Source organism: Halopseudomonas sp. MFKK-1, assembly GCF_027474385.1.
GTDB classification, from domain to species: domain Bacteria; phylum Pseudomonadota; class Gammaproteobacteria; order Pseudomonadales; family Pseudomonadaceae; genus Halopseudomonas; species Halopseudomonas aestusnigri.
The window spans coordinates 1,171,248-1,197,578 of record NZ_CP114836.1; the positions used below are offsets into that span (position 1 = coordinate 1,171,248).

26 protein-coding genes are annotated in these 26,331 nt (G+C 60.3%); 15 read left to right on the forward strand and 11 right to left on the reverse strand.

Translation table 11 applies throughout. From position 1 onward, the window contains the following. The first annotated feature begins 3 nt into the window (after positions 1-3). The 14 genes from O5O48_RS05310 to O5O48_RS05375 all read left to right on the forward strand — a co-directional run bounded on the left by O5O48_RS05310 (position 4) and on the right by O5O48_RS05375 (position 12,535). Positions 4-864, forward strand: coding sequence for a ParB/RepB/Spo0J family partition protein (locus O5O48_RS05310; RefSeq protein ID WP_228246016.1), 861 nt, complete (start codon positions 4-6; stop codon positions 862-864). A gap of 299 nt (positions 865-1,163) precedes the next feature. Further along, the gene (locus tag O5O48_RS05315; RefSeq protein ID WP_088275955.1) at positions 1,164-1,562 is read left to right on the forward strand and encodes a F0F1 ATP synthase subunit I; all 399 of its coding nucleotides are present in this window, start codon (positions 1,164-1,166) and stop codon (positions 1,560-1,562) included. An 18-nt stretch (positions 1,563-1,580) separates the two neighbouring features. Further along, complete coding sequence (gene atpB / locus O5O48_RS05320) at positions 1,581-2,456, forward strand: F0F1 ATP synthase subunit A (protein WP_088275885.1); 876 nt, start codon at positions 1,581-1,583, stop codon at positions 2,454-2,456. 71 nt (positions 2,457-2,527) lie between these two features. Beyond that, positions 2,528-2,782: a F0F1 ATP synthase subunit C gene (gene atpE / locus O5O48_RS05325; protein WP_088275884.1), complete on the forward strand. Its 255-nt coding sequence runs from the start codon at positions 2,528-2,530 to the stop codon at positions 2,780-2,782. A gap of 65 nt (positions 2,783-2,847) precedes the next feature. After that, positions 2,848-3,318 carry a F0F1 ATP synthase subunit B gene (locus O5O48_RS05330; protein ID WP_088275883.1) on the forward strand — a complete coding sequence of 157 codons (471 nt, stop codon included), beginning with the start codon at positions 2,848-2,850 and terminating at the stop codon, positions 3,316-3,318. Between the two features lie 11 nt (positions 3,319-3,329). Beyond that, the gene (locus O5O48_RS05335; RefSeq protein WP_228246015.1) at positions 3,330-3,866 is read left to right on the forward strand and encodes a F0F1 ATP synthase subunit delta; all 537 of its coding nucleotides are present in this window, start codon (positions 3,330-3,332) and stop codon (positions 3,864-3,866) included. 29 nt (positions 3,867-3,895) lie between these two features. After that, entirely contained in the window at positions 3,896-5,440 is a 1,545-nt protein-coding gene (gene atpA, locus O5O48_RS05340) for a F0F1 ATP synthase subunit alpha (protein ID WP_228246014.1), read from the forward strand. A 76-nt stretch (positions 5,441-5,516) separates the two neighbouring features. Further along, entirely contained in the window at positions 5,517-6,380 is an 864-nt protein-coding gene (gene atpG, locus O5O48_RS05345) for a F0F1 ATP synthase subunit gamma (protein ID WP_088275879.1), read from the forward strand. A gap of 35 nt (positions 6,381-6,415) precedes the next feature. Further along, on the forward strand, positions 6,416-7,792 hold the full coding sequence (gene atpD, locus O5O48_RS05350; protein WP_088275878.1) for a F0F1 ATP synthase subunit beta: 1,377 nt from the start codon (positions 6,416-6,418) through the stop codon (positions 7,790-7,792). 42 nt (positions 7,793-7,834) lie between these two features. Further along, positions 7,835-8,278, forward strand: coding sequence for a F0F1 ATP synthase subunit epsilon (locus O5O48_RS05355; protein WP_088275877.1), 444 nt, complete (start codon positions 7,835-7,837; stop codon positions 8,276-8,278). Positions 8,279-8,483: 205 nt separating this feature from the next. After that, on the forward strand, positions 8,484-9,845 hold the full coding sequence (gene glmU / locus O5O48_RS05360) for a bifunctional UDP-N-acetylglucosamine diphosphorylase/glucosamine-1-phosphate N-acetyltransferase GlmU (RefSeq protein WP_233048576.1): 1,362 nt from the start codon (positions 8,484-8,486) through the stop codon (positions 9,843-9,845). A gap of 105 nt (positions 9,846-9,950) precedes the next feature. After that, on the forward strand, positions 9,951-11,165 hold the full coding sequence (gene cfaB / locus O5O48_RS05365; protein WP_228246012.1) for a C17 cyclopropane fatty acid synthase CfaB: 1,215 nt from the start codon (positions 9,951-9,953) through the stop codon (positions 11,163-11,165). A 63-nt stretch (positions 11,166-11,228) separates the two neighbouring features. Next, a complete protein-coding gene (locus tag O5O48_RS05370; protein WP_228246011.1) occupies positions 11,229-12,083 on the forward strand; it encodes a flagellar brake protein in 855 nt (284 codons plus the stop codon). Beyond that, the gene (locus O5O48_RS05375) at positions 12,080-12,535 is read left to right on the forward strand and encodes a DUF192 domain-containing protein (RefSeq protein ID WP_228246010.1); all 456 of its coding nucleotides are present in this window, start codon (positions 12,080-12,082) and stop codon (positions 12,533-12,535) included. Before O5O48_RS05370 ends, O5O48_RS05375 begins: the two co-directional genes overlap by 4 nt. 1 nt (position 12,536) lies before the next feature. Here the strand turns inward: O5O48_RS05375 and O5O48_RS05380 are convergent, their stop codons facing one another. From O5O48_RS05380 to O5O48_RS05425, 10 genes are all read right to left on the reverse strand, one after another. Then, the gene (locus O5O48_RS05380) at positions 12,537-12,890 is read right to left on the reverse strand and encodes an NADH:ubiquinone oxidoreductase (RefSeq protein ID WP_233048575.1); all 354 of its coding nucleotides are present in this window, start codon (positions 12,888-12,890) and stop codon (positions 12,537-12,539) included. Between the two features lie 25 nt (positions 12,891-12,915). Next, the gene (locus O5O48_RS05385; protein WP_269688374.1) at positions 12,916-13,884 is read right to left on the reverse strand and encodes a CobW family GTP-binding protein; all 969 of its coding nucleotides are present in this window, start codon (positions 13,882-13,884) and stop codon (positions 12,916-12,918) included. Positions 13,885-13,938: 54 nt separating this feature from the next. After that, positions 13,939-14,322: a DUF3301 domain-containing protein gene (locus tag O5O48_RS05390; protein WP_269688375.1), complete on the reverse strand. Its 384-nt coding sequence runs from the start codon at positions 14,320-14,322 to the stop codon at positions 13,939-13,941. A gap of 30 nt (positions 14,323-14,352) precedes the next feature. Further along, positions 14,353-15,558, reverse strand: a complete 1,206-nt coding sequence (locus O5O48_RS05395; protein ID WP_269688376.1) for a GGDEF domain-containing protein — start codon at positions 15,556-15,558, stop codon at positions 14,353-14,355. A 107-nt stretch (positions 15,559-15,665) separates the two neighbouring features. Next, complete coding sequence (gene tsaA / locus O5O48_RS05400; RefSeq protein ID WP_269688377.1) at positions 15,666-16,367, reverse strand: tRNA (N6-threonylcarbamoyladenosine(37)-N6)-methyltransferase TrmO; 702 nt, start codon at positions 16,365-16,367, stop codon at positions 15,666-15,668. Continuing rightward, positions 16,364-17,302, reverse strand: a complete 939-nt coding sequence (locus O5O48_RS05405) for an alpha/beta fold hydrolase (protein WP_228246004.1) — start codon at positions 17,300-17,302, stop codon at positions 16,364-16,366. The genes tsaA and O5O48_RS05405 overlap by 4 nt, the downstream gene beginning before the upstream one ends. A 92-nt stretch (positions 17,303-17,394) precedes the next feature. Continuing rightward, positions 17,395-17,919 carry a DUF3299 domain-containing protein gene (locus O5O48_RS05410; RefSeq protein ID WP_373315121.1) on the reverse strand — a complete coding sequence of 175 codons (525 nt, stop codon included), beginning with the start codon at positions 17,917-17,919 and terminating at the stop codon, positions 17,395-17,397. 80 nt (positions 17,920-17,999) lie between these two features. After that, entirely contained in the window at positions 18,000-18,989 is a 990-nt protein-coding gene (locus O5O48_RS05415) for a response regulator (RefSeq protein ID WP_088275863.1), read from the reverse strand. Positions 18,990-18,997: 8 nt separating this feature from the next. Then, on the reverse strand, positions 18,998-22,660 hold the full coding sequence (locus O5O48_RS05420; protein ID WP_269688378.1) for a PAS domain S-box protein: 3,663 nt from the start codon (positions 22,658-22,660) through the stop codon (positions 18,998-19,000). Positions 22,661-22,786: 126 nt separating this feature from the next. Then, a complete protein-coding gene (locus O5O48_RS05425) occupies positions 22,787-23,440 on the reverse strand; it encodes a TetR/AcrR family transcriptional regulator (RefSeq protein WP_269688379.1) in 654 nt (217 codons plus the stop codon). Between the two features lie 160 nt (positions 23,441-23,600). On the opposite strand from O5O48_RS05425, the gene O5O48_RS05430 reads away from it, so the two are divergent. Beyond that, on the forward strand, positions 23,601-24,821 hold the full coding sequence (locus tag O5O48_RS05430) for an acyl-CoA dehydrogenase family protein (protein WP_228246000.1): 1,221 nt from the start codon (positions 23,601-23,603) through the stop codon (positions 24,819-24,821). Positions 24,822-25,247: 426 nt separating this feature from the next. Here the strand turns inward: O5O48_RS05430 and O5O48_RS05435 are convergent, their stop codons facing one another. After that, positions 25,248-26,330, reverse strand: a complete 1,083-nt coding sequence (locus tag O5O48_RS05435) for a 5-(carboxyamino)imidazole ribonucleotide synthase (RefSeq protein ID WP_269688380.1) — start codon at positions 26,328-26,330, stop codon at positions 25,248-25,250. Position 26,331: the final 1 nt, after the last annotated feature.

The following is a 26,331-nucleotide window of genomic DNA, read 5'->3' on the forward strand; positions in this document are numbered from 1 at the left end:
GGCATGGCGGGCAAGAAACGCGGCTTGGGACGGGGACTGGACGCATTGCTGGGTGCCAGTGTTGCGCCGACAGCGGACGGCGAAAGCCAGGATCAGATTCTCAAGGAGCTGCCGGTCGACCTGGTGCAGCGTGGCAAGTATCAGCCACGCCGTGACATGGACCCGCAGGCACTCGAAGAGCTGGCGGGGTCGATTCGTGCCCAGGGTGTGATGCAGCCGATTGTCGTTCGGCCGATCGGCGAGGGGCGGTACGAAATCATCGCCGGCGAACGTCGCTGGCGCGCCAGTCAGCTGGCCGGCCTGGACAGCATTCCGGCGGTGATCCGCGAGGTGCCGGATGAAGCCGCCATCGCCATGGCACTGATCGAGAACATCCAGCGCGAAGACCTCAACCCGATCGAGGAAGCCATCGCCCTGCAGCGTCTGCAGCAGGAATTCGAACTGACCCAGCAGCAGGTGGCTGACGCGGTTGGCAAGTCGCGGGTGAGTATTACCAACCTGTTGCGCCTGATGAGCCTGCCCGAAGACGTCAAGCTGATGCTTGAGCGCGGCGACCTGGAAATGGGTCATGCCCGCGCCTTGCTTGGTCTGCCGGCCGAGCAGCAAACAGTGGCTGCCCGTCAGGTGGTGGCCAAGGGGTTGACCGTTCGTCAGACCGAAGCGCTGGTTCGCCAGTGGCTGAGCCCGAAAAGGGATGCGACACAACAGCGCACCAACCCGGATATCGAGCGTCTGCAACAGGACCTCGGCGAGCGCTTGGGCGCAGAAGTGAAGCTGCAGCATGGTGCCCGCGGCAAGGGACGTCTGGTGATCAGCTACAGCTCGCTTGACGAGCTCGATGGCATTCTCGAACACATCCGCTAAGCTCTTTTGAGCGCAAAGCCAGCGTCGTTGCTGGCGTTGCGGCGGTCGTCAATTATTACAAAAGATGACTGCAGCGCGTCGCTGAATCGATTCAAACCACAACATGTAGTGCCTGGCTCCGGCGCACAACCAAACGCGCCGGCAGTGCCGCGCAGATCAGGCAGCATGCGCCTTAGCGGCGTGTAGTACGGGACCGGTTTGGTTGCCTCTGCGGGGTCGAACACATATAATCACGGCGCTTTGAGGGCAGCCCGGCAATTTATTCACGCATGCACCACCCGCAGGGGTACCGAGTACTGATGACGACTGTGAAGACCAATGCCATTCGTCGTCCCCCGCTGATCAAGTGGTTCGCGTTCCAGGCTGTCGTCGTGTTTTTGATGGGGGCGCTTTTCTGGATTAAAAGCCCTGTGGCGGCGTATTCCGCCCTGGCAGGAGGCTTCATCTTCCTCCTGCCCAATGTGTATTTCGCGATCAAGGCGTTCCGTTACACCGGTGCGCGGGCTGCGAAGCAGATCATGGGTTCTTTTTACAAGGGTGAGGCCGGCAAGCTCATCCTCTGCGCTGTCCTCTTTGCGATAGCGTTCAAAAGTATTAAGCCGATAGACGAATCGGCACTGTTTCTTACATTTGCGATCATGCTGGTCACGAACTGGCTAACACCTGCAGTAATGGGTGGAAAAACGCAGCATAGCTAAAGGACCTGAGAGAACGTTATGGCAGGCGCTACCGCATCAGATTACATCAAGCACCACCTTCAGAACCTGACCTACGGGAAACTCCCGGCCGGTTACGAACGTACCGATGGTACCGTTCTGACCCAGGACACCTGGACCATGGCTCATGGCGCTCAGGAAGCGTCCGACATGGGCTTCATGGCTATCCACGTTGATACCATGGGCTGGTCCATTTTCCTCGGTGCGCTGTTCCTGTTCCTGTTCCGCATGGCGGCCAAGAAGGCCACGTCCGGCGTCCCAGGTGGCCTGCAGAACTTCGTTGAGCTGATGGTCGAGTTCGTTGATCAGAGCGTCAAGGAAACCTTCCACGGCCGCAACAAGGTCATTGCACCGCTGGCGCTGACCATCTTCTGCTGGGTCTTCCTGATGAACTTCATGGACCTGATCCCCGTCGACTTCCTGCCGCAGCTGTTCCACATGGCCGGCGTCGAATACATGAAGGTCGTCCCGACCACCGACGTCAACGCTACCCTGGGCATGTCCCTGTCGGTATTCGCGCTGATCATCTTCTACAGTGTCAAGGTCAAGGGTGTTGGTGGCTTCCTCGGTGAGCTGACCCTGCATCCCTTCTCCTCCAGCAACATCTTCCTGAAGATCCTGCTGATTCCGGTCAACCTGCTGCTCGAAGGCGTCAGCCTGCTGGCCAAGCCGGTCTCTCTCGCCCTGCGTCTGTTCGGTAACCTGTACGCCGGCGAGCTGATCTTCATCCTGATCGCTCTGCTGCCCTTCTGGGCTCAGTGGGCTCTGTCCGTGCCGTGGGCTATCTTCCACATTCTGATCATCACGCTGCAGGCATTTATCTTCATGATGCTGACCATCGTGTACCTCAGCATGGCGCACGAAGACAGTCACTGATTCAGGCGATAACGATTTAGTTCTACCCGAAAACCCATAACTTGCAATTAACTGAAAACTGGGAGCTTTAAATGGAAACTGTAGTTGGAATGACCGCGATTGCCGTAGCACTGCTGATTGGCCTGGGCGCACTGGGTACCGCTATCGGCTTTGGTATCCTGGGTGGCAAATTCCTGGAAGGCGCTGCGCGTCAGCCGGAAATGATCCCCGCTCTGCAGGTTAAAATGTTCATCGTCGCCGGTCTGCTCGACGCCGTAACCATGATCGGTGTTGGTATCGCTCTGTTCTTCACCTTTGCCAACCCCTTCCTTGCCCAAGTTGCGTAATGCAGTCGCCGGCAACGGCGACTTCAACTTGAAGGTAATGAATACGACAGGCAAGAGGTGAAGACGTGAACATCAATTTGACGATAGCCGGTCAAGCGATCGCGTTCTTCATCTTCGTGGTGTTCTGCATGAAGTATGTATGGCCTCCGGTCATTGCTGCTCTGCAGGAGCGCCAGAAGAAGATCGCAGATGGCCTTGCAGCCTCTGATCGCGCCGCCAAGGACCTGGAACTGACTCAAGAAAAGTCGGCCCAGGAACTGCGTCAGGCCAAAGAGCAGGCAGCAGCTCTGATTGAGCAAGCTAACAAGCGTGCCAACCAGATTGTTGAAGCCTCCAAAGAGGATGCTCGCAAGGAAGGTGAGAAGATCCTGGCTCAGGCCCAGGCGGAAATCGAACAGCAGCGCATCAAGGCCAGAGACGCTCTGCGTGCCGAGATTGCTGCCATCGCAGTCGCCGGCGCCGAGAAGATTCTGGAAACTTCTGTCGACGCTGACAAGCACGGTGACATGCTGAACAAGCTGGTAGCCGAACTCTAAGCGAGGTCATCATGGCAGAACTGATTACGCTGGCCCGCCCCTACGCCAAAGCGGCATTTGAGCGGGCAAAAGCCCAACAGGCCCTGGCCGAATGGGCCGAGGTGCTGAACGCTGCTGGCCAGGTGGCCGCAGACGAGGCAACTCGCCAGCTGCTGACCGATCCGGGTCTGGCGGAACAGAAGAAAGCCGACGTCATCCTCGACTGCACCGGGAAATCGGTGAGCGAAGAGCAACGCAACTTTCTGACGATCCTCGCCGATAATCGCAGGCTTGCCCTGCTTCCCGAGATCGCGACGCTATTTAACAGCTTCCGAGCTGATCTTGAGCGTACCATCGACATCAATGTGAGCTCGGCTTTCGAGCTGACTGCAGAGCAGCAGCAGAAGCTGGCCGAGGCGCTGTCCCGCAAGCTCGATCGCAATGTGCAGATCGAAGCGGCTGTGGACAAGTCACTGATTGGTGGACTGGTTGTTCGCACCGGCGACTTGGTCATCGACGCCTCCGTGCGCGGAAAACTGACCAAACTGGCCGAGTCGTTGGGCTCCTGATTTCAGCATAAGGTTTTGAGGATAAAGGCATGCAACAACTGAATCCATCAGAGATCAGTGACATCATCAAGAAGCGGATCGAGCAGCTCGATATCGCTTCTCAGGCACGTAACGAAGGTACGATTCTTTCCGTATCTGACGGTATTGTGCGGATTCACGGTCTCGCCGATGTAATGTACGGGGAAATGCTCGAGTTTCCCGAAGGCGTATTTGGTATGGCACTCAACCTGGAGCAGGACTCCGTTGGTGCTGTAATTCTGGGTGACTACCTGGGTCTGGCCGAAGGCATGACCGTCAAGTGCACCGGCCGCATCCTGGAAGTTCCGGTTGGTCCGGAACTGCTGGGTCGCGTGGTCAACGCACTGGGCCACCCGATCGATGGCAAGGGCGACATCAACGCCAAGCACACCGACGCGGTTGAAAAGGTTGCTCCGGGCGTAATCTGGCGTAAGTCGGTCGACCAGCCCATCCAGACTGGCTACAAGGCCGTCGACGCGATGGTTCCGGTAGGTCGCGGTCAGCGTGAGCTGATCATCGGTGACCGTCAGACCGGTAAGACCGCTATGGCGATCGATGCGATCATCAACCAGAAAGGTTCTGGCGTTAAGTGTATCTACGTGGCAGTAGGTCAGAAGCAGTCGACCATCGCCAACGTGGTACGCAAGCTGGAAGAGCACGATGCAATGGCTCACACCGTCATCGTTGCCGCTTCCGCTTCCGACCCGGCTGCCCTGCAGTTCCTGGCGCCCTACGCCGGCTGCACCATGGGTGAATACTTCCGCGACCGCGGCGAAGACGCTCTGATCATCTATGATGACCTGTCCAAGCAGGCTGTTGCCTACCGTCAGATCTCCCTGCTGCTGCGTCGTCCTCCGGGACGTGAAGCCTATCCGGGCGACGTGTTCTATCTCCACAGCCGTCTGCTGGAGCGCGCTTCCCGCGTTTCCGAAGAGTACGTCGAGAAGTTCACCAACGGTGCCGTAACTGGCAAGACTGGCTCGCTGACCGCTCTGCCGATCATCGAAACCCAGGCTGGCGACGTTTCTGCGTTCGTACCGACCAACGTGATCTCCATCACCGACGGCCAGATCTTCCTGGAATCCAACCTGTTCAACTCGGGTATCCGTCCGGCCGTTAACGCCGGTGTATCGGTATCTCGTGTTGGTGGCGCGGCTCAGACCAAGATCATCAAGAAACTCTCTGGTGGTATCCGTACCGCTCTGGCTCAGTATCGTGAACTGGCAGCTTTCGCCCAGTTTGCATCTGACCTGGACGAAGCCACCCGCAAGCAGCTGGAGCATGGTCAGCGCGTTACCGAGCTGATGAAGCAGGACCAGTATGCTCCGATGTCCGTCGCCGAGATGGGTGTCAGCCTGTTTGCTGCCGAGAAAGGCTTCCTGACCGATGTCGAGCAGAACAAGGTCGGTGCTTTCGAGAAAGCCATGATCGCCTACTTCAAGTCCGAGCACGCAGACCTGCTTGCCAAGATCAACGAGAAGGGCGATTACAACGACGATATCGAAGCTGCCATCAAGGCCGGCATCGAGAAGTTCAAGGCAACCCAGAGCTGGTAAGCCGACAGCGGGGCGCAGCATGAGCTGAGCCCCGCATCGTGCGACCCGGCCAAGGGCAAACCTGAAAGGGTGTGACATGGCAGGCGCAAAAGAGATTCGCGGTAAGATCGCGAGTATTAAAAGTACGCAGAAGATCACCAGCGCCATGGAAAAGGTGGCGGTCAGCAAGATGCGCAGAGCACAACAGCGCATGGCTGCCAGCCGTCCCTACGCTGAGCGTATCCAGCAGGTGATTGGTCATCTGGCCAACGCCAACCCCGAGTATCGCCATCCGTTCATGCAAGAGCGTGAAGTCAAGCGGGTGGGTTACATCGTGGTCAGCTCGGATCGTGGTCTCTGCGGTGGTCTGAACACTAACCTGTTCAAGGCCCTGGTCAACAGCATGAAAGAGTGGCGTGACCGCAACGTTGAAACCGAGCTCTGTGTGATCGGTAGCAAGGGCGCTTCCTTCTTTCGCAGCTACGGCGGAAACGTTGTCGCAGCGATCAGCAACCTGGGCGAACAGCCTGCGTTGAACGATCTGATCGGTAGCGTCAAGGTGATGCTGGATGGCTACAACGAAGGTCGCATCGACCGTCTGTACCTGGTCAGCAACGGCTTCGTCAACACGATGGTTCAGCAGCCCAAGGTGGATCAGATGATCCCGCTGGTCGCTTCCGAAGAGGAAGGCGCGCAGAAAGGCAGCTGGGACTATCTGTACGAGCCCGACGCACGACAGCTGCTGGATGGACTGCTGGTTCGTTACATCGAGTCCCAGGTCTATCAGGCGGTGGTCGAGAACAATGCCTGTGAGCAGGCTGCACGGATGATCGCGATGAAGAACGCGACTGACAACGCTGGTGACCTTATCAGCAACCTGCAGCTTATCTACAACAAGGCTCGTCAGGCAGCGATCACTCAGGAAATTTCGGAAATCGTCGGCGGCGCCGCCGCGGTTTAACGGTAACGGTTTCAACCATTTAGAGGAACCAACAAATGAGTAGCGGACGTATCGTTCAAATCATCGGCGCCGTCATCGACGTGGAATTCCCGCGCGAAGACGTGCCGAAGGTGTATGACGCGCTGCAAGTAACCGACAAGGGCCTGACCCTTGAAGTTCAGCAGCAGCTGGGTGATGGCATTGTACGTACCATCGCCATGGGTACCACTGAAGGTGTCAAGCGCGGTCTGACCGTTGCCAACACCGGTGCCAACATCTCCGTACCGGTCGGGGTCAAGACCCTGGGCCGCATCATGGACGTACTGGGCAACCCGATCGACGAAGCTGGTCCGATCGGTGAAGAAGAGCGTTGGGGTATTCACCGCGCTGCTCCCAGCTACGACGAGCAAGCTGGCTCCAACGAGCTGCTGGAAACCGGCATCAAGGTTATCGACCTGGTTTGCCCGTTTGCCAAGGGCGGTAAGGTTGGTCTGTTCGGTGGTGCCGGTGTAGGCAAAACCGTAAACATGATGGAACTGATCCGTAACATCGCGATCGAGCACAGCGGTTACTCTGTATTCGCCGGTGTAGGTGAGCGTACTCGTGAAGGTAACGACTTCTATCACGAGATGAAGGATTCCAACGTACTGGACAAGGTAGCCCTGGTATACGGCCAGATGAACGAGCCGCCGGGTAACCGTCTGCGCGTTGCACTGACCGGTCTGACCATGGCCGAGAAGTTCCGTGACGAAGGTCGTGACGTTCTGCTGTTCATCGACAACATCTACCGTTACACCCTGGCCGGTACCGAAGTATCCGCTCTGCTGGGTCGTATGCCGTCCGCGGTAGGTTACCAGCCGACTCTGGCTGAAGAGATGGGCGTTCTGCAGGAGCGTATTACCTCCACCAAGACCGGTTCCATCACCTCCATTCAGGCCGTATACGTTCCCGCGGACGACCTGACTGACCCGTCTCCGGCAACGACCTTCGCGCACCTTGATGCGACCGTCGTACTGTCCCGTGACATCGCGTCTCTGGGTATCTACCCGGCCGTTGACCCGCTGGATTCCACCTCCCGTCAGCTGGATCCGCTGGTAATCGGTCAGGAACACTACGACGTTGCTCGTGGCGTTCAGTATGTTCTGCAGCGCTACAAGGAGCTGAAGGACATCATCGCGATTCTCGGTATGGACGAGCTGTCTGAAGAAGACAAGCAACTGGTAGCGCGCGCTCGTAAGATCCAGCGCTTCCTGTCCCAGCCGTTCTTCGTTGCTGAAGTATTTACCGGTGCGCCCGGTAAGTACGTTCCGCTGAAAGAGACCATCCGTGCATTCGGTGGCATCCTCAAAGGCGAATTCGATCACCTGCCCGAGCAGGCCTTCTACATGGTTGGTACCATCGACGAAGCGATCGAGAAAGCGAAGAAACTGTAATGGGTGTGCCCCCGCAAGGGGGCGCAAGACCGAGGCGATACAATGGCTATGACAGTGCACTGCGATATCGTAAGCGCGGAAGAAGAGCTGTTCTCGGGCCTGGTAGAGAGTGTCATTGCACACGGTAACCTGGGTGACCTGGGCATCATGCCCGGCCACGCACCGCTGCTGACCGACCTCAAGCCGGGCCCCATTCGGGTGATCAAGCAGGATGGCACAGAAGAGGTGTTTTACATCTCCGGTGGTTTCCTGGAAGTTCAGCCGAAAGTGGTCAAGGTGCTCGCTGACACGGCAATCCGTGCTGGTGACATCGACGAGGCAGCCGCTCTGGAAGCAAAGAAAGCCGCAGAACTCGCCCTCAGCGAGAAAGGCGCAGAATTCGACTACGGTTCGGCTTCTGCCCGTCTTGCCGAGGCCGCGGCCCAATTGCGGACAGTGCAGGAACTTCGCAAGAAGTACGGCGGACCGGCGCTCAACAACCGGTAAGGCTGGCGGCAAGCTTCAAGCCGCGAGCTGCAGGAAAAACCGCACGGCGCCAAGCCGGGCGGTTTTTTTTTGCGTCTCGACAGCTGCAACGGCTATCAGGCGATTAGTTGCAGGCTGGCGCGATGCACCCTGTGCAGCGTGCGGCTTGCGCCGCTCGGCTTTGCTAGAATGCGCGCACTGCCATTTTTCACAGGATGTTTCCCAGATGAATCTTCACGTCGTTATTCTCGCCGCCGGTCAGGGCACCCGCATGCGTTCCAAACTGCCGAAGGTGCTGCATCCGGTCGCCGGAAAACCCATGCTGGGGCATGTGATTGACTGTGCGAGAACCCTGAAGCCGACGAAGATTCATGTTGTTATCGGGCACGGTGCCGAACTGGTGCGTGAACACCTGGATGCTGAAGACCTGAACTGGGTGCTGCAGTCCGAGCAACTGGGTACCGGCCATGCCGTTGCCCAGGCGCTGCCGGCCATTGTAGATGCAGACCAGATTCTGGTGCTGTATGGAGATGTACCTTTGCTGCGGGCCGAGACGCTGGAGAAGCTGAGCAAACAGGCGGGCACACAGGCGCTGGGCATGCTGACGGTCAATATGGTCAATCCAACGGGGTATGGTCGTATCGTCCGTGATGCATCGGGTCAGGTGCAGGCCATCATCGAGCAGAAGGACGCCTCGGCCGAGCAGTTGCTGATCACCGAAGGCAACACCGGCATCATGGCGCTCCCGGGCAGCCAGGCGGCCCGCTGGCTCAACAGTCTGTCCAACCAGAATGCGCAGGGCGAGTACTACCTGACGGATGTTGTGGCCATGGCGGTAGCAGAGCAGGTACCGGTCGAAGTGGCCCAACCGGAAGATGAACCGGAAGTGCTGGGCGCCAACAACCGCGTGCAGTTGGCGGTGCTGGAAGCCGAGTACCGCCGCCGCCAGGCTGAGCGACTGATGACAGAAGGCGTAACGCTGGCCGATCCGTTGCGCATCGATGTGCGGGGTGAGGTAACCGTTGGCCGAGACATCAGCATCGACGTCAATGTGGTATTGGAAGGGACCGTTGTCATTGAGGACGACGTCATCATTGACGCCAACTGCGTGCTGCGCAACTGCCGCATTGGCGCAGGAAGCCATATCAAGGCGTTCAGCCATATCGAAGACGCAACGCTGGCCGCTGATTGCGATGTGGGTCCTTACGCGCGCTTGCGCCCCGGCACCAACCTGGCACGCGGTGCCAGGATCGGCAACTTTGTGGAAACCAAGAAGGCCAATATCGGCGAAGGCTCCAAGGTCAACCACCTGTCCTATATCGGCGATGCGGAGGTCGGCCCTGGAGTGAACATCGGCGCTGGCACCATCACCTGCAATTACGATGGGGTCAACAAGCATCTGACCACGATTGAAGAGGGCGCCTTTATCGGTACCAATACGGCGCTGGTTGCCCCGGTCACCGTCGGCGCTCGGGCAACCACCGCTGCAGGGTCAACCATCACTGTGGATATTCCGGCCGATAGTCTGGGCGTCAGTCGTGCACGTCAGCGCAACATCGAAGGCTGGAAGCGACCGTCAAAACAGTGAGAGGCGGTTGGCAATAGCGTTCGGGCGGTTATCCGCAGCGTGAGGCATGCTCCCTCTGGTGTTCTATAGTGAAGGGAGTTTTGCTTTACCTCGGGAGATGTCCGTATGCTCGCGCAACTGGCCGCATCGTTGGGTGCACTCAAGCTTCCGCTGCGCCTCACCCTGCCCGGCGGCGGAAGTGTGGATCTGGGGCCCTCGCCCCGGGTCGAACTGCAGATTCACGATCCCGCCTTGCTGGAAGAGTTGCAGACACCGAGTCTTGACCGACTCGGTGAAGCCTTCATTCAGCAGCGCATGGACATTCGTGGCAGCGTTCTGGATGCCATCGGTGTTGCTGACAGGCTGAGTCAGGCGCTGGTGCGGGATGAGGATGACGGCCCACCGCCGCACGATCCCCACGACCGGCAGACCGATGCCGAGGCTATTGCCTATCACTACGACCTGTCGAATGACTTTTACGCGCTCTGGCTGGACCCCGAGATGGTCTATTCATGCGGCTACTTTCGACATCCGGACGATACCCTCGCCAGGGCTCAGGTGCAGAAGCTGGACCATCTCTGTCGCAAGCTCCGCCTGCGCAGCGGCCAACGGCTGCTGGATGTTGGCTGCGGTTGGGGAGGGCTGGCCCGTCACGCGGCGAAAGAATACGGGGTTCAGGTACACGGCATTACCCTCAGCAGGCAGCAACTGAAACTCGCCCGCGAGCGGGTAGCAGCCCAGGGGCTGGGCGACCGTATTCAATTGGAGCTGCGCGACTATCGCGATCTGACGGGTAGGGAGAACTATGACAAGGTCGTCAGTGTCGGCATGTTCGAGCATGTGGGGCATGCCAATCTGCCGGCGTACTTTCAGATACTGCATCAACAGGTCAAACCGGGTGGCCTGGTCATGAACCACGGCATCACCGCGCGGCATACCGATGGCCGGCCGGTTGGCCATGGTGCGGGTGCCTTTATAGCCCGCTATGTGTTCCCCCATGGTGAACTGCCGCACCTTGCCACCGCTGTTAAAGCGATGAGTGATCAGGGGCTTGAGGTGGTCGATGTCGAAAGCCTGCGCATGCATTATGCGCTTACACTGGAGCACTGGAGCCGGAATCTCGAGGCAAACAGGGACGCGGCAGCGGCGCTGGTGGATGAGCGCGCGTTACGCATCTGGCGTATTTACCTGGCCGGCTGCGCCTACGGATTTTCGCGCAACTGGATGAATATTCACCAGATACTGGCGGTCAGGCCGCTGCCTGGTGGCGGTCATCACCTGCCGCTGACGCGAGACGACATTTATTTGCAGGGTCGGGGTGCTGGAGACAGTCAGAGATAGCGGCCACACGTCGGGGCTGCTACATTGTTCGGCACGATTGATTTGCGTTTACGGAGTATGTGCGTGTCGCTGATTCCATTGACGGAAGAAGAAATACCCCTTGGCAAGCCCCTGCCGTGGAACATTGTCGACTCCGATGGCAAGGTGCTGTTTCCGCACTCGAAGGTAGTCGATAACAAACCGCTGCTTCAGCAACTGCTCAAGCTTGGGCTGTTCCGTAACGCACAGCAGAACAGCGACAACAGTGCCGGGCCTGCGCCGGAGAAGGTGGTATCCAGGCTGGAGCAGATTCAGCTCGCCCCGGGTGATCTGGTCCAGCTGCAGACGATGAGTGCTACCAACGCAGAGCGCTATCAGGTTCGCATGATCGGCTTCCATGCACCGGTCAGCTTGCTGGTTACTGCGCCCACCAGTCAGGGCAAGCTGGTGTTCGTCAAGGAAGGTCAGCAGCTTCTGGTGCGCGGCTTTGTCGGCAAGGATGCCGTGGCCTACAAGACCCGGGTGCTGAAGTCGAACCTGTCTCCTTTCCCGTATCTGCATCTGGCCTATCCCGACAGCGTGCAGTCGATGCGTATTCGCAGCTCCGCCCGGGTGTCGGTCGATCTGGTGACTGCCATCAACCGTGAGCAGGGTGCCCAGGGTTCGGCACGCATGACCGATATCAGCGTGGGCGGTGCGCGCCTGGTCTCGCCCCGTGCAGTGGCCAACAAGGATGAGACGGTCAAGGTGTCCTTCCGTATCAATCCTGCGGGGCTGGATGTGTATATGACCTTGAATGCGCGGGTTAGGGCGGTCAGCACTGACGAGTCGCTCGACGGCCTGATTGCAACCGGTATCGAGTTCACCGATATCAGTGAACAGGACCGTCTCTATCTGACCAACATGGTCTACCAGAATCTGTTGAAAGATACCCTATGAAACCCATTGCCTGCGCTCTGGCCTTCAGCACCCTGCTGATGGCTCCCCTTGCAGCCATCGGTTCCGCCCTGACGGTGCGGCTGGCCGATACCGATTTCGTGATGGAGGTTGTGGCCGACCCGGACAGCCGGCGTCAGGGACTAATGGGGCGAGAAAACCTGCCCTTCGGTACCGGCATGCTGTTCGACTTTCCCGACGGGACGCGTCCGGCGATCTGGATGCGCAATATGCAGATCAGCCTGGATCTGGTGTTTGTGGCTGCTGATGGCCGGATAGCGCATTTGTTCGAGAGGGTACCGCCCTGTGCCGATCTGCCCTGTGCGATCTATCAGGCAGAGGCTCCGCTGCGCTGGGTACTCGAGCTGCCGGCCGGCAGTGTGGATACCCTGGGCTTGAAGGTTGGGGATAACCTTGATCTGTCGATGCTGCCTGCTGAGCCGCCGCTCAACTGAATCACGGCTGGTCCCAGCGTCCCCCGCTGATTTGCTCGCAGTAGGCCTTTAAAACCGGCGCGTCATCGGGGGCAGTGTAATAGTGGATATCCTGTTGATAAGCCACGCCCTCGGTGTGTGCGCCACGGCAGATGCCGTAGGCGTCCCCGGGGCAACTGTCCTGCATCTGAATACGGAACTCGCGACCGGGAATCCGGGGTTGGCAGAACTGTTGCTCGAACAGGGCTGGCGGAATGGTCCCGTTTTGCTGGCACATGCGCACCGGCAACTGATCGTCTGTCGACTCGATCAGGCAGGCACTGGCCAGCAAGGGTGGGCTGACCAGACAAAGCAGCAGTGTGATGACGCGGCGCATGACGGTTCCGGGTAAAACCACCACCTTACTGGCTCCGCAGGCAGGCCCGCAAGCCCTGCTCCAGTGCGCTGGTGTCAGGTTTGTGGGCAAACAGCAGTTCCAGCCGATTGTCACGACGCCATGGGCTTGGCTGCCAGTTTGTATCAGGTTGGCCAAGCTGATTGAACGAGCACCACCCTGCGTCGGTATGGATCACGCCCTTGGCGCGCAATACGCTCTGTTCGGCCAGCCAGCGCCTGAGTGCGGCTTGTTCGAATTGCTGCTGCGGTGCGATGCGCCAGCCAACGCTGTACGGTGTCTGGTTGAGCTGGCTTTCGCACTGCCAGGGATCATTCGCTTGCCAGAGTCGACCGCTGATACCCGCGTCGGCAGCAGCCGGCAGCGCTGCCAGTACCGGCTGCTGCCCCGGCGTTGTGGCACCGGGCAAGAGCTGGCGTTTGACTTTGCCGTGGCTGCAGGGAATGGCATCGGGCCATTGGGTCCGGAGTGTCTGCTGTTGTTGTGCACCCAGCTCATCGATCTTGTTGGCGATCAGCAGCCCGGTCAGTGGCAGTGCCTGTCGCTGCACTGGCGGCAGGCTATCCAGATCCAGCAGTTGGGATGCTTCACACACCATGATCAGTGGTTTCAGGTCGAGCACTCCCCGCCAGGGCGCATCAGCGAGCTGTTGCAGCAGGCTGACGGGATGTCCCAGGCCCGAGCACTCAATCCATAACCGGTCAGGCCTGGCCTTGCGCAGCAGGCGCGTCAGTCCGACCTGGAACGGCACGCCGTTAACGCAGCACAGGCAGCCTCCAGGTATTTCGCTCAGGCTGATAGCGTCATCAGCATTGGCGCTCAACAGCGCCTGGTCCAGCCCGATCTGGCCAAACTCATTGATCAGGATCGCCCAGCGCTCTTCAGCGGGACGTTGCGCCAGCAATGCCCGCAGAAGACTGGTCTTGCCTGCCCCCAGCGGACCTGCGATCAGATGAGTGGGTATCTGGCTTAGCATGGTAAGGCGGGTTCCACGTGGAACAAAATATAGAGACTATCGAATATATTATTATTAATAGATTTTGTATATTTTGGCGCTTTCGCGCGCGGTTTCTGTCGCTGGCTCATCGTCCTTGCCATGCGGGAATGGGTGGGGTGCCAGCTCGATGTGCAACTGACGGGTTCCATGCAGATCGATATAGCCACTGTAGCGGTGCTCGCCGGTGACGGTAAATTCGAAAGCGTAACGCCGGACCAGCCCGTACCGGCCTCGATGCAGGCGGGACAGCCGCACGCTGCTGAGCGCGACGCTATCATCGAGTAGTTGCAGTGCGTTGCGCTCGCAGTGGCGGCGAACCAGGGCAAGGGCGTAATCGCGCTGGCCCAGCACCTGCCACAGCCACCAGGCGAGAAAGGTGCCGGCAATCAGCAGGGTGGCGTGAGCAAGGGTAAACACGTGGACAGGCTCGAGTGGCGGTGGTGCCGGTCAGTATGCCATGGAAGCGGGTGGTGACCACAGCTGCACCCGGTTGCGACCCGATGCCTTGGCCTGATAAAGCGCCAGGTCTGCCTGACGCAGCAACTGGTCCGGGCTGCCGCTGGTGGCCAGATCGGCCACACCGATGCTGACCTGCAGTTGGTAGCGTTGGTCCAGATAAAGGAACTGCCGCTCGGCGAGGGTTTGGCGAATGCGCTCCAGTAGCAGTTGTGCCTGTTTTGCGTCGGTTTCGGGCATCAGCAGAACAAACTCCTCGCCACCGAAACGCGCGAAGATATCCGTGCGGCGTGCCTGTTGTTCGCACAGGCGGCAGAAATTCTGCAGCGCCTGGTCACCAGCCAGGTGGCCCAGTTCGTCGTTCAGTTGCTTGAAATGGTCCAGATCAAACATGGCCAGGCAGAGCGGGCGGCCATACCGCTGGCTGCGGCCGACCTCGGCAATGAGTTCCTGATGGAAAGCTCGCCGGTTCAGGGTGCCGGTCAGCGGGTCGCGCGTAGCCTGTTCCTTCAGCTGGGCAGCCATCTGCCGACTGCGTGCGAGTACCCGCTGCGTGGTCATCAGGCTGCAGCCGACGAAGCCCAGCACCAGCGCCGGAATGGCGAAGTTGTACGACAGCAGGTAGGTAAAGGACGCATAGGGTTGAACATAGGGCGCGTCGTGCCACCAGTCGAGATAGGAGAGTGTGCCGCGCAGCAGCGTGGTGATCGAATAAACCATCAGGCTTGCCCCTACCAGTAGCCGGGCAGGTCGGGTGTCGGGGTCGCTGCGCTCTCTGAACAGCAGCCAGATGGCCTGCACCGGCAGCAGTCCGGCGATGCTGGAGTAGATGCCCATCAGCAGGTCGGAGTTGCCGTGCACCAGCCAGTAATGGGTATTGGCAATCACCATGGCGCCCACGCTGACCGGTAGTGTCCACCAGGGCAGAGGTCGGCCCATGAACCTGAAGATGCCAATCAGGAACAGGGCTTCGCCGGCGAGCTGGGCAGCGTTGCCAAGGACATTAAGCAGCGGGCTGCGGGTCACGATAAAGCCGATGAACAGCGCTACGCCACCGATCAGGGTCCAGCTACCGGCCATCCAGAAGCCCGGGCCCGGTTCCCCGGGCGCCATGCGGTACAGCGCGGTTGCGCAGAGCGCGATGGCGACCAACAGGAGGATACCCAGCAGGATTGGAGAAAAGTACAGCTGGGTCATGGCGAAACGAACGTCCCCTGTTTATGCGTTGGCTGAGTATATCGTCATGTTGCCAGGATGCCAGGCGGATCGCCGCGTCGGACGACTGATGAGCGAGGGTCTTCGCCCTAGGGACGCTGCGGCTGACTGACCTCAAGCACCTTAATACTGTCGGGCTGCGGATAATGCCAGCGAACATTCACATCCCAGAGAGTCACGCCATACTCGCGCTCTGGGCCGGGCTGCTGGTAGGCCGGCTTTGGGTCCTGACTCAGGCATTGCTCGATCAGTGCTACCAGCGGCTGCCCAAGCCGTGTCTGATGTGCCTGTGCCTGTGCCAGTGCTGCATCGCTCCAGCTCACGGGCAGGGCAGGCGGCGGTATTGGTGCAAGCGGGTTGACGGCATCTTCAATGCAGTCAGCGTAGGGCACGTAGGGCTTTATATCCAGCACCGGGGTGCCGTCCAGCAGATCCACGCCGGACAGCAGCAGGCGGTTTTGCTCAATGCCTTCCAGCCTTACCACCGATTGGCCAATCGGGTTGGGACGATGGGTAGCGCGGCTGGCAAATACGCCGATACGCTGATTGCCGCCCAGCCTGGGCGGCCGCACGCGCAGGTGCTGCGGGCCACTGGCGGCCGCGTGAAAGACAAAGATCAGCCACAGATGACTGACGCCCTCAAGCCCTTCGAGTGCTTCCGGCTGGTTGTAGGGCGGCAACAGCTCCAGGCTTGCGGTTGCGGCGGGCGCCAGCAGGGGCTGGCGCGGAATGGCGAACTTTTCTGCGAAGCAGGAGTGGATGATACCTACCGGGTCAAACTGCCAGCTCATGGGGTCAAGGTCGTCAGCGGGGGAATGCAGTCCGGGCGATCGGCGGTGATCAGATGGCTGCAGCCCTCGATTTCGATGATTTGCAGGCGTTCTGCCTGGCGGGCGCTGTGCAGCATCGCACGGGGCTCCAGAATACGATCCGCGCTGGGAACCAGAATCGCCCCGCGGCAGACGTGCTGATAGATGTCCGGGGTATTGGTCTGCATCCAGTTGGCCAGATCCAGAATATTGTGGACGAAGGTGCTGCCGCGTTTCGGGTTGAATGGCAGTGCCATGATCAGCTCGCGCTTGCGCGGATTGTCGAGTGGACCGAACAGGCTGCGGTTGGTGGCCGAGATGGGCTGCTGTTGCCAGGCAAACAGATAGAAGGGCAGAAACCAGCGGAAGAATCGTGGTACATCGCGATAGGGCTTGCCCTGGGGCAGTACCGGCGCCTCCAGTATGACCTCAACCCGCGTGAACAGGTCCGGGCGCTGGCGCGCCGCCTCCAGTACTACGGCGCCGCCGCGTGAGTGGCCATGCACGCGTATCTGTTTGCCGGTCGCCAGGTGCTGCAGGGCCTGGTTGAGTACCTCTGCGTCGTAGGCAATGGTGCCGGCGCGGGCCTTCGGCTGGCTGATCCAGTCTGCCTCGCTGAAGCGGGGCCGGTTGACCGGCACATGGTAGTCGGCACTGGTAAGCAGGATCAGCTGCAGGGATGGGTTTTCATAGTGCTCGGTGAAGTAGAGAAAATTCTCCACAAACCCGGGCATCACCAGGACAGTCTGTTCGGCATCCTGCGGGCCGCGGCGGGCCACGCAGGCCTGTCCGATTCGAAACAGTTCACCGTCGAAATCGACTGCCTGCACCTGCGGTGACTCGCGGCGCAGCAGCCAGCGACGCAGGCTGAACGCAATCAGAACGAACAGGCCGATCAGACCTATCAGCAGTTGCATGGGGCCTTCTCCTGAAAGCGGGTTTCAAAAATACGAGCTTAGCGCAGTTGATAATGGCGTGATGCCACCCGGGTGGGCGATTGCGGGCTGATCTACTCGCCATCGTAGAGCCATACCCGACTGGCCTGCAGCTGATAGCTTGCATCCGCCAGCGCGTTGCTGGTCTGCTCGACGCGCAGGGTACCCTGTACCCAGTAGGGTTGGTAGATGTCGTCGATCACCACGCCATCCGGATACTCGACCAGGATGATCTGGTTGGGCGGTGGTGGCGGCACATGGATGCAGGCGCCGGCGTACGGCACCAGAAAGAGGCTGGTGTAGCGTCCCTGATCGTCGGTTTCCAGCGGGACCGGATAGCCGCCTATACGCAACTCCTTGCCATCGTACTCGCCGACGACGCGGGTCGAGTACATCACCTCGGGGAGCCCCTCGCGTTGTCGCAGACTGGTGTCGAAGTTGCCATCGGCATCGGGTCCGAAGCCATGTTCGATATCGGGCATGTCGAGCATCGCCTGGTAGTCCTCGGCGGGCAGCAGATCGAGCCAGTCGACCGTCAACGGTTGCGCGGCATGGACTGGCAGGGCAATAGCAAGCGTCAAAAGGGCGTAGCGCAGCAGCATTGGGGTTTCCATCACAGGAGCGGGGCCGGCATCAGACCGGCGTTGGTGCGCAGTGTTCCACAGTCGCTGGTTGCCGGCTACTCGGCCCAGCGTTCGCGGATCTGATTTATTTCGTCCAGACGCCTTATAAAGCACTCGACCAGTTGCGGATCGAAGTGTCTGCCGCTCTGTTCGCGAATCAGTGCAACGGCATCCTCGACTGTCCAGGCCTTTTTGTAGGGGCGTACGCTGGTGAGTGCGTCAAATACGTCGGCGATGGCAACAATGCGCGCCTCAATGGGGATGTCATCGCCGGCGAGTCCGGCCGGATAGCCGCTGCCGTCCCATTTTTCGTGATGCCCGAGAGCAATACGCCGAGCCATCTGCAGCATGCTGGCGTTGTGCTCGCCGATGATCTGTGCGCCGATTTCCGGGTGCTTCTGCATGATCAGCCATTCGTTTTCGTCGAGCTTGCCCGGCTTTTGCAAAATGGCGTCCGGGATGCCGATCTTGCCGACATCGTGCATGGGCGCAGCGTGCAGCAGTTCTTCGGCTTCGTCCGGGCTGAAGCCGGCCTCCAGCGCGATGATGCGCGAGAAGTGGCTCATTCGGATGACATGCAGGCCGGTCTCGTTATCCTTGTATTCGGCCGCCATGCCCAGGGCCTGAACGATATTCAGACGGGTCTGGCGCAGCACTTCGGCGCGCACCAGAGACAGATGGGTGCGTACCCGTGCCTTGACGATCGGGGCGCTGACCGGTTTGCTGATGTAATCGACCGCGCCCAGCTCAAAGCCGCGTATCTCGTCCTCTACGCTGGACAGGGCGGTGACGAAGATCACCGGGATATCGCTGGTGTGTGGATCACTTTTCAGCTGCGCGCAGACCTCATGGCCGGTCATGCCCGGCATCATGACATCCAGCAGAATCAGCTGTGGCCGTTCGGCGGCAGCCAGCTCCAGTGCTCGCTGGCCGTCACGGGCAAACAGCAGTCGGTAGTCATCCTGCAGAATGTGTTTCAGCACGTGCAGGTTCGCGGGTTCGTCGTCGACCAGCAGCAGCGCCGGGCGTTTGTCCTTGAATGGCATTGGCGGATTCAGCCCTCGGTCTCGGTAGCGGCAAGGCTGCGCTCGGCTTCCAGCAGCGAGATCGCAGTCGCAAAATCAAAGTTGTCCAGCGCCTGCTCCAGAGCCTGGCGCTTGTCCTGCTCCAGCGTGTCGGCCAGTTGCTGCAGCGCCTGTTCGTTGACCTCGCCGCGGTTGAGAACCGTGATCAGATTATCGACCAAGTGCTGGCGCTGCTCTCTAGGCAGAGTGCTGTGGCTATTGTGATGCCGGCGTTGGCCAGGCTCTGGCATGGCGGCCCGGGTCTGCTCCGCGGCGGTCAACAGGGCGTGCAGGGCGTCTGCCAGCGCAGGCGTCGGTGTTTGTGTGAGACGTTTCTCGAGTTCGGCAGCGGCCTGCTGCAGCTGCTGCAGCGACAGGTTGCCGGCGCTCCCGTTGATGCGATGAACCAGGCTGCGGGCCTGTTCGGCTGACGGTTGCTGCAGCGCCTGTTCGAGCTCTGCGAGCCGCGCCGGCAGATCGGCCAGGAAGCGCTGGATCGCCTCAATCAGCGCCTGACGATCGCCCCAGCGCTGCTCGCCAGCGTACCAGTCAACCAGCTGCGGCCCCCTGGCGGTAGCGGGCTTCAACGACACCTCATCAGCAAGTTGCAGACCCAAGACCCGGGCAATCTCGCGCTTAAGTGCCTCGCGATCAACCGGCTTGGAGGCGAAGCCCTCCATGCCGGCGGCACGGGCCGCCTCGCGGTCCCGGTCCAGCACGCTGGCTGTCAGGGCGATGATGGGGGTGGGCGGATAGCCCATGTTGGCCTCGTAGCGGCGGATGATCCGGGTAGCTTCCAGGCCATCCACCTCGGGCATCTGCATATCCATCAGGATCAGGTCAAAGCGGTCGTCGACAACGCGCTCGAAGGCACTCAGGCCATTACCGGCGCTGTACACCCGGTGGCCCTCGGCACGCAGCATCACTTCCATCAGTTGCACGTTTTCGGCGACGTCATCGGCGACCAGAATGCGCAGCGGCGGCAGTTCGATATTGCCGGCAGTTTTATTTGCCAGCTGCGCGGTGAGGTCGTCCAGCGGCTCCAGTGGCAGCCTGACCGCAAACGTGGAGCCCTGTTCCGGCACGCTGCTGACCCGGATCTCGCCGCCCATCAGCTCAACCAGCTGGCGCGCAATGGTGGTGCCCAGGCCGGTGCCGCCGAAACGCCGGCTCATTGAGGCGTCTGCCTGCGCGAACGGTTCGAAGATTTGCTGAATACGCTCGGGCTCAATGCCGATGCCGGTATCGCTGATACGCAGGCATACTCCATCGCTGTCAGCGTCGACCTGCAGGCGCACGCTGCCCTGTCGGGTAAACTTGATGGCGTTACCCAGCAGATTGGTCAACACCTGCCGCACCCGCATGGGGTCACCACGGTAATGCTCCTGTTGCGCGTGATAGTCGAACTCGAGCGCCAGGCCCTTCTGACCGGCTTCCAGCGAAAATACATTGATCAGTTGTCGGCACAGGTCGCGCAGCGAGAAGGCGTGTTCTTCAAGCTGGACCGCTCCCTTCTCCAGCTTGGCAGTATCAAGAATGTCGTTAAGCAGCCCGAGCAGTGAGCGTGCAGACTGGTTTACGGTTTTCAGGTACTTGCGCTGGGTGCTGCTCAGCGACTCATTCAATAGCACTTCGCTGAAGCCGATAATGGCGTTCATCGGGGTGCGAATTTCGTGGCTCATATTGGCAAGGAAGGCGCCCTTGGACTCGGCGGCCAGTTCCGCGCGCTCCTTGGCGGCGAGCAGCGCCAATTCCATACGGTGACGCTCGCTGAGATCGGTAACCAGCATGACCACCTTTGCCGGGCGGCCATAGGCGTCGATGATGGGGTTGAAGTAGATCTGGGTGTGAATGCTGCTGCCGTTGGCATGACGCAGGGTGTATTCGCCTGCCAGATACTCGCCTTCGCGTACCTTCTGCCACTGCTGCGGATCAAATTGTCCGCTTACCAGCAGTTGCTGCAGATGCCGACCCTCCAGCTGCTCCGCCGGGTAACCGGACAGATCGATAAAGCGGCGGTTGGAGAAGATGATCCGGCCGTCGAGGTCGATATCCGCCATGCCCTGAGCCTGACTGATGGCCCGAACGATACCCTTGAACTCGGCATTGCGCAGTTTGGCATCGGTGATATCGATGATCACGCCGTCGATCCACTCGGCATTTCCCTGTTCGTCGAAAATCGCGCTGGCATATTCGCATACCCAGCGCAGTTGGCCGTCGCGATGGAAAATACGGTATTCGAGCGTGTGTTTCTCGCGTCGGCCGATGGCGCCCATGACGTGCTCAACGGTGAAGTCGCTGTCGTCCGGATGAATCAGGTCGGCGAAGCTCAGCTCTCCACTGAGGAAACGCTCGGCCGGCCAGCCGGTCATCTGTTCAACAGCGTCGCTGATGAACAGCATGCGCCAGTCTTCCCTGGGCAGGCAGCGAAAGGTAACCCCGGGGATGTTGGCAATGAGGCTGCGGTATTGCTCCTCGCGCTCACGCAGCGACTTCTCCAGCAGGTGACGCTCGGTTATGTCGCTGATAAATCCGACGAAATGATTCCGACCCTTGAGCGTCGCCTGGCCCAGGGCAACCCTGACCGGAAACAGTGTGCCATTGCGCCGGCGACACCAGGTTTCCAGATTCATCCCGGTGCGAGGGGGATGTCCGGCATTGCTGAAATCCTGCAGGAAGGCGTGTGTCTGTGCCGCCGAATCCTCGGGCAGCAGGATATCGATATGTTGTCCGACCAGTTCATCGCGCGGCCAGCCAAACAGGTTTTCTGCGGCATGGTTGGCTTCCTCGATGATACCGCTGGTATCCCAGGTAATGATGGCATCAATGGCGGTATCGGCGATGCTGCGGATGCGCTCGGTATTGGCCTGGACCCGCTGGTACAGCTGACTGAAGCGCACCATCGCGTTGATTACGCCAACCAGACCGCCGAACACGACAACGGCGAAGGCGATCAGCAGTCCGTTGTTTTCCTGGTCGTTGAGCTGCGGCACGAAATCCGGCTGGGCGCTACCGACAAAGCGGGCTGCCGCCATACCGGCATAATGCATGGATGAAATTGCCAGCCCCATGACGATGGCGGCAATCAGCAGATGGGTGCGGCTCTCATGACCCAGACCAAAGCGCACCCAGAGCGCCAGAACCGCCATGGCCACGGCGATGATCAGCGATGCGAAAAACCATAGCGGGTCGAACCGTAACAGGGCGTCCATGCGCATGGCTGTCATGCCGTAGTAATGCATCATGCCGATTCCGGCACCAATCAGAACACCACCACTGAGCATGATTCGCCAGTCGAGATTCGGTCGTGCGAGCAGATGCAGGGCCAGCAGCGACGCAGCCATTGCCGGCAGCATCGACAGCAGCGTAGTTGCCTGGTCGTATCGGACAGGCAACGGCAGGGTGAACGACAACATGCCGATAAAGTGCATGGCCCAGATGCCGCCGCCCAGTACCATGGCTCCGCTGATCAGCGCGCCCTGGCGGGTGGGGGTGGTGGTTGCTTGCCGCGCGAGGCCGGCTACCTGCAAGCCGAGCCATGAGGCAGCGATGGCGACAAGCACCGAAACCAGCAAAAGGACGTCATGGTGGTGGCCATGCAGCAGCTGGCCTTGGTGCAGATCTGCCTGATAGAACCAGGAATGGGTCAACACGGCTCGCTCCTTACAGGCCTGGTGCGCCTAGGGGCGCAAGGAAGCGCGCGGTCATCCCGCATCCGGCGTGTGACAGCACAGGGTTATCATAGCGTCGTCGGTGCTGGCTGCCCAGCCCGCACCGTATCAGCACTCAGCATTCGGGTTATCGGCGGGCAAGCCCGCGGCTTGAGCGGGCTGCAGCAACGCCTGCCACTGCTGACGTATGGTCTGCAGGGCGCGTTCCCCGCCCAGTTGACCGCGGAACAGCAGCACGCTGCCCAGGATCGTCGCGTACTGAATCATTGCCATGCCACGGGCAGTGCCGGCGGGCACCAGCGGCGCAAGCAGGCGGGCGGTCTGCTCGACCCGGGCCTCGTCCACGGCGGCAACAATATCGCGGGCGTAAAGGTCGCGCTGGGCAAAGTCGCGGATGGCGAACTCGACCTTCATGCGTTTGAACTCGACCGCCGGCCCCTCGAACATCAACAGCAGTACCCGTTCAACCTCCTGCTCGGGGCTCAACTGCGGATCCAGCCCCGGTTGCCAGTAGCGCAGGCCCTTTATGCGCTGGGCCTGCCACTGATCAAGAAACAGCCGAATGAACTGCGGCAGGTCCTCGAAGTGCCAGTAGAAACTGCCGCGGGTCACCTTCAGGCGCTTGGCCAGAGGCAGTACCCGCAATTGATCGAAGCCGCCCTCAAGGATGGCCTCGGTGGCGGCGTTGAACCAGTCCTGTGGGGTCAGCACGGCGCGGCCGGTTGGGCGACCGCGGCGCCCGGGTTTGCTGGCAGTCGGCATGTGATGACTCCGGTGAATGTTTCGGCCGAGCATTATAAGTCGGACGAAGCCTGCGTCATATCTATTTCCATACACAATTGACAATACACATGTGTATTGAGATTTTGTCTTCAGGACGGCTGCCATCGCAACCGCATGATCGACACCTCAGGAGTTCGCCATGTACCACCAGACCGAACGCTCACTGGATCTGCAAAAGCGCGTTTCCGATTTTATGGACGCGCACATTTTCCCCAATGAACAGCGTTACGAAGAAGAAATCCGCGCCAACGAGAAGGCCGGCAATGCCTACACCACCGTCAAACTGATGGAAGAGCTGAAGGCCAAGGCCCGCGCCGAAGGCCTGTGGAACCTGTTTCTGCCGGAAGCCGAGCACGGCCCGGGTCTGAGCAACATGGAGTACGCCCCGCTGGCCGAGCTGATGGGGCGGGTGCCGGGCATGTGGGCGTCCGAGGTGTTCAACTGCGGCGCGCCGGATACCGGCAACATGGAAGTGCTGGCCCGCTACGGCACCAAGGAGCAGCAGGAGCGCTGGCTGACCCCGCTGCTGAACGGCGAAATCCGCTCTGCCTTTGCCATGACCGAGCCACTGGTGGCGTCCTCCGATGCCACCAATGTGGAAACCCGCATCGAGCGTGACGGCGACGAGTATGTGATCAACGGCCGCAAGTGGTATATCTCTGGCGCCGCCAACGAGCGCTGCGAGATCATGGTGGTGATGGGCAAGAGCGACCCGGACAACCCGAACCGCCACCAGCAGCAGTCGATGATTCTGGTGCCGATGAATACCCCTGGCGTCACCGTGCTGCGTGATATGGGCTGCTACGGCTATATGGACCCGCCCTATGGTCACCCGGAAATCATCTTCGAGAACGTGCGCGTGCCGGCCAGCAACATGCTGCTGGGTGAAGGCCGGGGCTTCGAGATTGCTCAGGGTCGCCTTGGCCCGGGTCGTATTCACCACTGCATGCGGGTGATCGGTCAGGCTGAACGGGCGCTGGCGCTGATGTGTGAACGTTTGAGCAAGCGTGTGGCGTTCGGCAAGACGCTGGCCGAGCAGGGCGTGTGGCGTGAACGCATCGCCGAGTCGCGGATCATGATCGATCAAGCGCGCTTCCTGGTCATGAACGCGGCGTACCTGATGGATACCGTTGGCAACAAGGTGGCGGCCAAGCAGATTGCGATGATCAAGGTGGCAGCGCCGAACATGGCGTGTCAGGTCATCGACTGGGCGATTCAGGCCCACGGCGCCGGTGGTTTCTCCTCCGACTTCCCGCTGGCGCAGCTGTACGTCTACGCCCGGCACCTGCGCACCGCCGATGGTCCGGATGAAGTGCACCGCAACGCGATTGCCAAGGCGGAGCTCAAGCGCTTCCAGTAATGCGGTGAGCGGTGAGCAACCCCGCAGTGCCACATGGTGCTGCGGGGTTTTTGCTTGGGAACGCCTGTGAGGACGCTTTTTGTTGGGGCGTTTTTTAGGGCTAGTTGGCGCGTAATCTGACAGTTCGCTTTTCGCCTTCTCCGGCGAGCCAAGGGGGGCCGCTTGCCCGGCCCCCCTTAGCGATCCCCCCGGGCACCCGGCTACGCGGCCCTTCGGGTTCGCTGCGTTGCTCGGCCTGACGGGGGCCGGCAGAACTCGTCGCTACGCTCCTCAGACAGGCTGCCGTCCTATCTCCCGTCAGCCCTGCGCTACTCGCCCGCGTAAACGGGGAGTGGGTCCGTGCAGTTGTCGCTTCTGGATATTTAACCCAACAAAAAAGGCGCAACACCCAGTGTTGCGCCTTTCTCGGTTATCCCGCCAGCAAACTTATTTGCCGATCAGCGCCTCAACCTCGGCAATGCGCGCTTTCAGCGTCGCCATATCCGGGCAGCGCAGGGTCGCGTGGCCGACCTTGCGACCGGCCTTGAAGGCCTTGCCGTAGTGGTGCAGATGGCAGTGCTCAATGGCCGTGACGGCGTCGACGGCGGGGACTTCGCCGATAAAGTTCAGCATCGCGCTTTCACCGACCTTGGCGGTCGAGCCCAGCGGCAGGCCGGCGATGGCGCGCAGGTGGTTTTCGAACTGGCTGCACTCGGCGCCTTCGATAGTCCAGTGGCCGGAGTTGTGCACGCGCGGGGCGATCTCGTTGGCTTTCAGGCCACCGTCGACCTCGAAGAATTCGAAGGCCAGCACGCCGACGTAATCCAGCTTGTCGAGCACGCGGCCAACGTAGTCTTCGGCCAGTGCCTGCAACGGATGATCGGTACTGGCGATCGACAGCTTGAGGATGCCGTTTTCGTGGGTGTTGTGCACCAGCGGGTAGAAGCGGGTTTCCCCGTTGCGGGCACGTACGGCAACCAGCGACACCTCGCCGGTGAAGGGCACAAAACCTTCCAGAATGCAGGGTACGCTGCCCAGTTCGGCGAAGGCATCGACCACATCGTCGGGGTGGCGCAGGACTTTCTGGCCCTTGCCGTCATACCCCAGAGTGCGGGTTTTCATCACCGCCGGCAGGCCGATGCGCTTGACCGCAGCATCGAGGTTATCCTGCGACTGGATGTCGGCAAACTCCGGGGTCGGGATGCCGAGGTCCTGGAACATCGACTTTTCAAACCAGCGGTCGCGAGCGATGCGCAGTGATTCGGCGTTCGGGTAGACCGGGACGAACTGCGAGAGGAAGGCGACGGTTTCGGCCGGGACGCTTTCGAACTCGAAGGTCACCACGTCGACTTCTTCGGCCAGCTGGCGCAGGTGATCGGTATCGCTGTAGTCGGCGCGGATGTGCTCACCGAGGGCCTGGGCGCAGGCATCCGGGGCCGGGTCGAGAAACGCGAACTGCTGGCCGAGCGGGGTGCCGGCCAAAGCCAGCATGCGACCCAGTTGTCCACCACCGATGACGCCGATCTTCATA

Excerpts from the sequence above, each read along its gene's own strand:
- O5O48_RS05310 (WP_228246016.1), top strand. The coding sequence starts at position 4 with ATGGCGGGCAAGAAACGCGGCTTGGGACGGGGACTGGACGCATTGCTG.
- O5O48_RS05315 (WP_088275955.1), top strand. The coding sequence starts at position 1,164 with ATGACGACTGTGAAGACCAATGCCATTCGTCGTCCCCCGCTGATCAAG.
- atpB (WP_088275885.1), top strand. The coding sequence starts at position 1,581 with ATGGCAGGCGCTACCGCATCAGATTACATCAAGCACCACCTTCAGAAC.
- atpE (WP_088275884.1), top strand. The coding sequence starts at position 2,528 with ATGGAAACTGTAGTTGGAATGACCGCGATTGCCGTAGCACTGCTGATT.
- O5O48_RS05335 (WP_228246015.1), top strand. The coding sequence starts at position 3,330 with ATGGCAGAACTGATTACGCTGGCCCGCCCCTACGCCAAAGCGGCATTT.
- atpA (WP_228246014.1), top strand. The coding sequence starts at position 3,896 with ATGCAACAACTGAATCCATCAGAGATCAGTGACATCATCAAGAAGCGG.
- atpG (WP_088275879.1), top strand. The coding sequence starts at position 5,517 with ATGGCAGGCGCAAAAGAGATTCGCGGTAAGATCGCGAGTATTAAAAGT.
- atpD (WP_088275878.1), top strand. The coding sequence starts at position 6,416 with ATGAGTAGCGGACGTATCGTTCAAATCATCGGCGCCGTCATCGACGTG.
- O5O48_RS05355 (WP_088275877.1), top strand. The coding sequence starts at position 7,835 with ATGGCTATGACAGTGCACTGCGATATCGTAAGCGCGGAAGAAGAGCTG.
- glmU (WP_233048576.1), top strand. The coding sequence starts at position 8,484 with ATGAATCTTCACGTCGTTATTCTCGCCGCCGGTCAGGGCACCCGCATG.
- cfaB (WP_228246012.1), top strand. The coding sequence starts at position 9,951 with ATGCTCGCGCAACTGGCCGCATCGTTGGGTGCACTCAAGCTTCCGCTG.
- O5O48_RS05375 (WP_228246010.1), top strand. The coding sequence starts at position 12,080 with ATGAAACCCATTGCCTGCGCTCTGGCCTTCAGCACCCTGCTGATGGCT.
- O5O48_RS05380 (WP_233048575.1), bottom strand. The coding sequence starts at position 12,890 with ATGCGCCGCGTCATCACACTGCTGCTTTGTCTGGTCAGCCCACCCTTG.
- O5O48_RS05385 (WP_269688374.1), bottom strand. The coding sequence starts at position 13,884 with ATGCTAAGCCAGATACCCACTCATCTGATCGCAGGTCCGCTGGGGGCA.
- O5O48_RS05395 (WP_269688376.1), bottom strand. The coding sequence starts at position 15,558 with ATGACCCAGCTGTACTTTTCTCCAATCCTGCTGGGTATCCTCCTGTTG.
- tsaA (WP_269688377.1), bottom strand. The coding sequence starts at position 16,367 with ATGAGCTGGCAGTTTGACCCGGTAGGTATCATCCACTCCTGCTTCGCA.
- O5O48_RS05405 (WP_228246004.1), bottom strand. The coding sequence starts at position 17,302 with ATGCAACTGCTGATAGGTCTGATCGGCCTGTTCGTTCTGATTGCGTTC.
- O5O48_RS05415 (WP_088275863.1), bottom strand. The coding sequence starts at position 18,989 with ATGCCATTCAAGGACAAACGCCCGGCGCTGCTGCTGGTCGACGACGAA.
- O5O48_RS05425 (WP_269688379.1), bottom strand. The coding sequence starts at position 23,440 with ATGCCGACTGCCAGCAAACCCGGGCGCCGCGGTCGCCCAACCGGCCGC.
- O5O48_RS05430 (WP_228246000.1), top strand. The coding sequence starts at position 23,601 with ATGTACCACCAGACCGAACGCTCACTGGATCTGCAAAAGCGCGTTTCC.
- O5O48_RS05435 (WP_269688380.1), bottom strand. The coding sequence starts at position 26,330 with ATGAAGATCGGCGTCATCGGTGGTGGACAACTGGGTCGCATGCTGGCT.